The sequence below is a fragment of the Aliivibrio sp. 1S128 genome (genome assembly GCF_001691065.1).
Classification (GTDB): Bacteria; Pseudomonadota; Gammaproteobacteria; order Enterobacterales; family Vibrionaceae; genus Aliivibrio.
The window spans coordinates 1-317 of record NZ_MAJV01000087.1; the positions used below are offsets into that span (position 1 = coordinate 1).

Annotated in this window: 1 pseudogene; it reads right to left on the reverse strand. The window is 36.6% G+C overall.

The annotated features are described in order from the left end of the window. Positions 1 to 317 (reverse strand): annotated as a pseudogene (locus A6E03_RS10200) (hypothetical protein); the annotation flags it as partial.

The window sequence follows — 317 nt, forward strand, 5'->3', positions numbered from 1 at the left end:
CATTGATATGCATACTCTGGCACAACATCTGCCTGCTCGGTTACTATTCCATTTTTAGTGAACTTGTAAATCCGTTTTATGTCTGCTGATGCAAAAAAATCAAAAATAGTGTCATTATGGTTCCGCCACCACCAAATATAATGGCTTCACCTGCGTCTATTCCATCATCACTAAAATCATATAAAAACCAAAGCATCACACTGAAAAAACCGGCTGCCGCAAAATACCCCAAATATTGATGCTCTATGGTTTCATACTCATAAAGCACTTCTTCTTTGTATAAGGCCATTCTCATGATTTCTATTTTGTCGTTATTA